Consider the following 6359-nt stretch of genomic DNA (forward strand, 5'->3'; position numbering starts at 1 on the left):
CGGCCGCTGCGCGCGTGCCGGACGAACACGAGTAAATCCCCGACGAACTGAGGACTCCATGCCCAAGTCGAAGACCCACAGCGGCACCGCGAAGCGATTCAAGGTGTCCGGCAGCGGAAAGATCCTGCGCCAGAAGGCCGGCCGCCGCCACCTGCTCGAGCACAAGTCCTCCCGGGTGACGCGTCGCCTCGATGGCAAGGCCACCGTCGCCGACGTCGACGTCCCGCGCGTCAAGCGCATGCTCGGCATCTGAGCTTCCTTCCCCGACCGACCCCCGGGGGCGATCGACTGCCCCCCGAGATTGACAGGACATATCAGTGGCACGCGTGAAGAGGGCCGTCAACGCCCAGAAGAAGCGCCGTTCGATCCTCGAGGCTTCCAAGGGCTACCGCGGGCAGCGCTCGCGTCTGTACCGCAAGGCCAAGGAGCAGCAGCTCCACTCGCTGACCTACGCCTACCGCGACCGTCGCGCGCGCAAGGGTGACTTCCGCAAGCTGTGGATCAGCCGCATCAACGCCGCTGCCCGCGCCAACGACATCACCTACAACCGCTTCATCCAGGGCCTGAAGGCCGCGGGCGTCGAGGTGGACCGCAAGATCCTCGCCGAGCTCGCCGTCTCCGACGCCGAGGCGTTCGCCGGCCTGGTCGCCGTGGCCAAGGCCGCGCTGCCCGCCGACGTCAACGCGCCGGCCGACGCCGCCTGAGCGCAGCGCCGAGACGACGCTGAACGACACACCGGCACAGGAACGACCCGTGGACCCGCTCACCGAGCGCACCCCGCGGGTCGTTTCTGCTGTCAAACTGCTGCGCACCGCCGACCGCCGCAAGGCCGGCCGCTTCCTCGCCGAGGGCGAGAACTCCGTCGGCGAGGCCCTCGCCACGGCCGTCGTGCACGAGGTGTTCGTCACCGAGGCCGCCGCCGCCCGCTACCACGGTCTGCTCGACGCCGCCCACCGCCGGGGCGTGCGGGTCTGCACCGTCACCGAGCGGGCCGCCACCCGGCTCTCGGACACCGTCACCCCGCCGGGCATCGTCGCCGTGTGCGATCTGCTCGACGTGCCGCTCGCGCGGGCCCTGACACCGTCGCCCCGGCTGCTCGCCGTGCCCGTCGGGATCGCCGAGCCCGGCAACGCCGGCACCGTCATCCGCGTGGCCGACGCGGTCGGCGCCGACGCGGTGGTCCTCGCCGGCGACAGCGTCGATCCCCACAACGGCAAATGCGTCCGGGCCTCCGCGGGCAGCGTGTTCCATCTCCCGCTCGCCCGGGAACGCGACACCGGTACGGTTCTCGACGCACTCGCCGCCGCCGGACTGCAGGTGCTCGCCACCGCCGCCGACGGCGAGGTCGATCTCGACGACGCCGACGAGCTGCTCGCCGCCCCCACCGCCTGGCTGTTCGGCAACGAAGCGCACGGTCTCGACCCGGCGGTCGCGGCACGGGCGGACCATCGGGTGCGCATTCCCATCCGCGGCCGCGCCGAATCGTTGAACCTTGCCACCGCGGCCTCGATCTGCCTGTACGCGAGCGCGCGCGTGCAGCATCGCGCCGACAGGGCCGTGCCCTGACGGGACCCGGCCATCACCTAGGATTCGGGTGCTGCGCTGGCGCGATCCGCTCGACGCCGAACGTGGCACCACACCCACTGTTCGCCCGAAGAAGGAGATGCACCGGTCGTGGCCAAGAATGAGGGCGGCACCCCGCCGGCAGTCGATCCGAGCGCCCTGAGCGAGGAGTCGCTCGCCGCGTCCACCCAGGCCGCACTGAAGGCGTTCGCCGCCGCCACCGACCTCGACGCACTCGCGCAGGCCAGGATCGACCACCTCGGCGACAAGGCTCCCGTCTCCCTCGCCAAACGCGCCCTGGGTAGCCTGCCCGGCAACCAGCGCGCCGACGCCGGCAAGCGGGTCAACGCCGCTCGCGGCGCTGTCACCGCGGCGTACGACGAGCGCCGCGCCGTGCTCCTCGCCGAGCGCGACGCCGCGGTCCTCGTCGCCGAGGCCATCGACGTCACCCTCCCCGCCGGCCGCCGCCCCGCCGGTGCGCGGCATCCCATCACGATCATCTCCGACCAGATCGCGGACGTGTTCGTCGGCATGGGCTGGGAGATCGCCGAGGGCCCCGAGGTCGAAACCGAGCACTTCAACTTCGACGCGCTGAACTTCCTGCCCGACCATCCCGCCCGCACGATGCAGGACACCTTCCACATCGCGCCGGAGGGCTCACGGCAGGTGCTGCGCACCCACACCTCGCCGGTGCAGGTGCGCACCATGCTGCACCGGGACATCCCCATCTACGTGGTGTGCCCCGGCCGCACCTTCCGCACCGACGAGCTCGACGCCACGCACACCCCGGTGTTCTCCCAGATCGAAGGCCTCGCCGTGGACAAGGGCCTGACCATGGCCCACCTGCGCGGCACCCTCGACGCGTTCGCCCGCGCCCTGTTCGGACCCGAGACCCGCACCCGGATGCGCCCGAACTACTTCCCGTTCACCGAGCCGTCCGCCGAGGTGGACGTGTGGTTCCCCAAGAAGAAGGGCGGCGCCGGCTGGGTCGAATGGGGCGGCTGCGGCATGGTCAACCCCAACGTGCTGCGCGCGAGCGGCATCGACCCGGACGAGTACACCGGCTTCGCGTTCGGCATGGGCCTCGAGCGCACCCTGCAGTTCCGCAACGGCATCTCCGACATGCGCGACATCGTCGAGGGCGACATCCGCTTCACCCTCCCCTTCGGGGTGCAGGGCTGACACCGCCCGACCCGAGATCCGACTACCGAACCGACCGAAAGAGCTGAGCGAAAAGTGCGAGTAGCGCAGTCCTGGCTGACCGAGATCCTGCAGCGCGCCACCCCCGAGTGGGACGTCACTGCCGAGGAACTCGACGCGGGATTCGTCCGGGTCGGACTCGAGGTGGAGGAGGTCGACACCCTCGCGCGCATCGACGGCCCCCTCGTCGTCGGCCGCGTCCTCGAGATCACCGAGCTCACCGAATTCAAGAAGCCCATCCGATTCTGCCAGGTCGACGTCGGCGAGGACGCCCCGCGCGGCATCGTGTGCGGCGCCCGCAACTTCGCCGAGGGTGACCTGGTGGTCGTCGCACTGCCCGGCGCGGTGCTGCCCGGCGGCTTCGCCATCGCCTCCCGTAAGACCTACGGCCAGGTCTCCGACGGGATGATCTGCTCCGTCGCCGAGCTCGGGGTCGGCAAGGACCACTCGGGCATCCTCGTGCTCGAGGAGGGCACCGCCGAGCCGGGCACCGACGCCAACGACCTCCTCGGCCTCGGCGACACCGTCATCGAGCTGAACATCACGCCCGACCGCGGCTACTGCTTCTCGTTGCGCGGCCTGACCCGCGAACTCGCGTGCGGCTTCGACCTCGAGTTCGCCGATCCCGCGCACGTCGCACCCCACCCCGCCGACGGCCCGGCGTACCCCATCCGGCTCGAACGCGAAACCGGCGCCACCCGCTTCGCTGCCCGCAAGGTCACCGGCATCGACCCCCATGCCGTGTCCCCGTGGTGGCTGCAACGGCGGCTGCTGCTGTCCGGCATCCGCCCGATCTCCCCGGCGGTCGACGTCACCAACTACGTGCTGCTCGAGCTCGGCCAGCCGCTGCACGCCTTCGACGCCGCCACCCTCCGCGGTGAGCTCGTCGTCCGGCGTGCGAAGGCGGGGGAGAAGCTGACGACACTCGACGGCGTCGAACGCACCCTTGATCCCGAGGACGTCGTCATCACCGACGACTCCGGGGTGATCTCCCTCGCCGGCATCATGGGCGGCGCCGCGACCGAGGTGAGCGGCACGACCACCGAGGTCCTGCTCGAGGCCGCCACCTGGGATCCGCTGGCCGTGTTCCGCAGCGCCCGGCGCCACAAGCTGGTGAGCGAGGCGGGCAAGCGTTTCGAGCGCAACGTCGACCCCGAAGTGGCGCTGCCGGCCCTGGACCGGGCCGCGGCGCTGCTCGTGGAGATCGCCGGTGGCCGCGTCGAGCCGGTCCTGACCGACCTGTCCGTCCCCGTCGAGCCGGTCTCGATCCGCATGGACATCGACCTGCCCGACCGCACCGCCGGGGTCGCCTACCCGACCGGCACCGCCGCGCGCCGGCTCACCCAGATCGGGTGCGGCGTCGAGGTCGGTGTCGGCCCGGACGGACACGGCCAGCTCGTGGTCACGCCGCCGACCTGGCGTCCCGACCTGCGTCAGCCCGCCGACCTCGTGGAGGAGGTGCTCCGGCTCGAGGGGCTCGAACAGATCCCGTCCGTGCTCCCGGCCGCCCCGGCGGGCCGCGGACTGACCCCGAGCCAGAAACGACGCCGCGCCGTGGGCCGCGCCCTGGCCGCCGACGGTCACGTCGAGGTGCTCGCCCCCGTCTTCCTGCCGGCGCACGTATTCGACACGTGGGGTCTCGCCGCCGATGACCCCCGCCGCACCACCACGACGGTCCTCAACCCGCTCGAGGCCGATCGTCCCGAGCTGGCGACGACGCTGCTGCCCGGCCTGCTCGAGGTGCTCGCCCGCAACGTGTCCCGAGGTCAGCGCGACCTGGCGCTCTATGCGATCGCGCAGGTCGTCCTGCCCGGCCCCGGCACCCGGCCGGTGCCGCCCCTGCCGGTGGACCGGCGCCCCACGGACGAGGAGATCGCGCTGCTCGAGGGCTCGCTGCCTGCGCAGCCCGTCCACGTCGGGGCGGTGCTGTGCGGCCTGCGGGAACCCGCCGGGCCGTGGGGGCCGGGCCGGCCCGCGGACGCGACCGACGCGTTCGCCGCGGCCGAGACCGTCGCGGCCGCCGCGGGTGTCCGGCTGCAGCGCCGCGCCGCGCAGTACCTGCCGTGGCATCCGGGCCGCTGCGCCGAACTGCTGGTCGACGGTGTCGTCGTCGGTCACGCCGGTGAGTTGCATCCGGCAGTGCTCGAGCGGGCCGGGCTGCCCGCCCGCACGTGCGCCTTCGAACTCGACCTCGACGCGCTGCCGATGGTGGAGTCGCTGCCGGCGCCGAAGATCTCCCCGTTCCCCGCTGTGCTGCAGGACGTCGCCGTCGTCGTGGCCGAGGAGATCCCGGCCGCCGACGTCGAGGAGGCGCTGCGCGCGGGCGGCGGCGAACTGCTCGAAGACATCCGCCTGTTCGACGTGTTCGAGGGGGCGCAGGTGGGGGAGGGGCGTAAGTCGCTCGCCTTCGCTCTGCGCTTCCGCGCGGCAGACCGCACCCTCACGGAGGACGAGGCCAGCGCGGCCCGGGACGCCGCTGTGGCCGCGGCCGGCACGGCGGTCGGCGCCGAACTGCGGCACTGAGCCACCGCCGCGGACGTAGCCTGGGAGCATGACCACCGATCCGTCCTCACCCGCCCCCGATGCCCCGGACGCGCCCGTGCCGGACGTGACCCCGGCGGAACCGGGTTCGCCGTCGGTGCCGGATGTGACCCCGGCGGAACCGGGTTCCCCGTCGGTGCCGGATGTTCCGCCGTCCCCGGTCGGGCCGGACGTGACACCCGCCGAGGGGAAGGACCCCGGCTACACCTCGGCCGGGGTACCCACGTTCGACGCGGTGCGGGAGAAGATCGAGCGCCGCGCGGGCACCGCGACCGGTGCGGAGGAACTCGCCCGCGAGAGCGCAGCGGGACGCACGCTCGAGGAGCAGTTCGACGAGCGCCGACAGGCCGCCGCCGACAGGCTGCGCGAGATCCGTCGCTCGCTGGCCGAGGGGTGAACCGGGCTCGGTCCGACCCACCCGCATGAATGAAGTTGCATGATGGTGCATAATCAATCGCATGGGTAACTCACCGGAATTCACGGCGACCGCACAGTCACCGATTCGGGTCGCCGTCGCAGGGGCGAGCGGGTACGCGGGGGGCGAGATCCTGCGTCTGCTCCTCGGGCATCCCGCCTACCAGGACGGCCGGCTCGTCGTCGGTGCACTCACCGCCGGTGGCAACGCCGGCGCGAGGCTCCGCGAATTCCATCCCCACCTGCTCCCGCTTGCCGACCGCGTCCTCGACGCCACCGACTCCGAGACCCTGAGCGGCCACGACGTCGTGTTCCTCGGCCTGCCGCACGGCCACTCCGCCGTCATCGCCGAACAGCTGCCCGACACCACCGTCGTCATCGACTGCGGCGCCGACTTCCGCCTGTCCGAGTCCGCCGACTGGGAGCGCTGGTACGGCGGGGAACATGCGGGGACCTGGCCGTACGGGATGCCAGAACTACCCGGCAAGCGCGAGCACCTGATCGGCGCCACCCGGATCGCGGTCCCCGGCTGCTATCCCACCTCGGCCACCCTGGCCCTGGCCCCCGCCGTCGCGGCCGGCATCGTCGAGCCGACAGTCCACGTCGTCGCCGTATCCGGTACCTCCGGCGCCGGCAGGTCC

The 6359-nt window shown here is 72.4% G+C and carries 6 protein-coding genes and 1 pseudogene; all 7 read left to right on the top strand.

Annotated elements, in window-relative coordinates; translation table 11 throughout:
* Positions 1-58 precede the first annotated feature (58 nt).
* Positions 59-253, top strand: coding sequence for a 50S ribosomal protein L35 (rpmI, locus tag OEY_RS0118855; RefSeq protein WP_010595371.1), 195 nt, complete (start codon positions 59-61; stop codon positions 251-253).
* Between the two features lie 64 nt (positions 254-317).
* Positions 318-704: a 50S ribosomal protein L20 gene (rplT, locus tag OEY_RS0118860; protein ID WP_003937964.1), complete on the top strand. Its 387-nt coding sequence runs from the start codon at positions 318-320 to the stop codon at positions 702-704.
* A 49-nt stretch (positions 705-753) separates the two neighbouring features.
* A complete protein-coding gene (locus OEY_RS0118865) occupies positions 754-1566 on the top strand; it encodes a TrmH family RNA methyltransferase (RefSeq protein ID WP_010595372.1) in 813 nt (270 codons plus the stop codon).
* A 108-nt stretch (positions 1567-1674) separates the two neighbouring features.
* Complete coding sequence (gene pheS, locus OEY_RS0118870; protein ID WP_010595373.1) at positions 1675-2745, top strand: phenylalanine--tRNA ligase subunit alpha; 1071 nt, start codon at positions 1675-1677, stop codon at positions 2743-2745.
* 54 nt (positions 2746-2799) lie between these two features.
* Positions 2800-5286, top strand: coding sequence for a phenylalanine--tRNA ligase subunit beta (gene pheT, locus OEY_RS0118875; protein ID WP_010595374.1), 2487 nt, complete (start codon positions 2800-2802; stop codon positions 5284-5286).
* Between the two features lie 28 nt (positions 5287-5314).
* Complete coding sequence (locus OEY_RS0118880; RefSeq protein ID WP_010595375.1) at positions 5315-5701, top strand: PspA/IM30 family protein; 387 nt, start codon at positions 5315-5317, stop codon at positions 5699-5701.
* Between the two features lie 61 nt (positions 5702-5762).
* Positions 5763-6359: pseudogene (locus OEY_RS0118885) on the top strand (N-acetyl-gamma-glutamyl-phosphate reductase); the annotation flags it as partial.

This window comes from Rhodococcus sp. P14, assembly GCF_000256505.1.
Taxonomy (GTDB): domain Bacteria; phylum Actinomycetota; class Actinomycetes; order Mycobacteriales; family Mycobacteriaceae; genus Rhodococcus; species Rhodococcus ruber.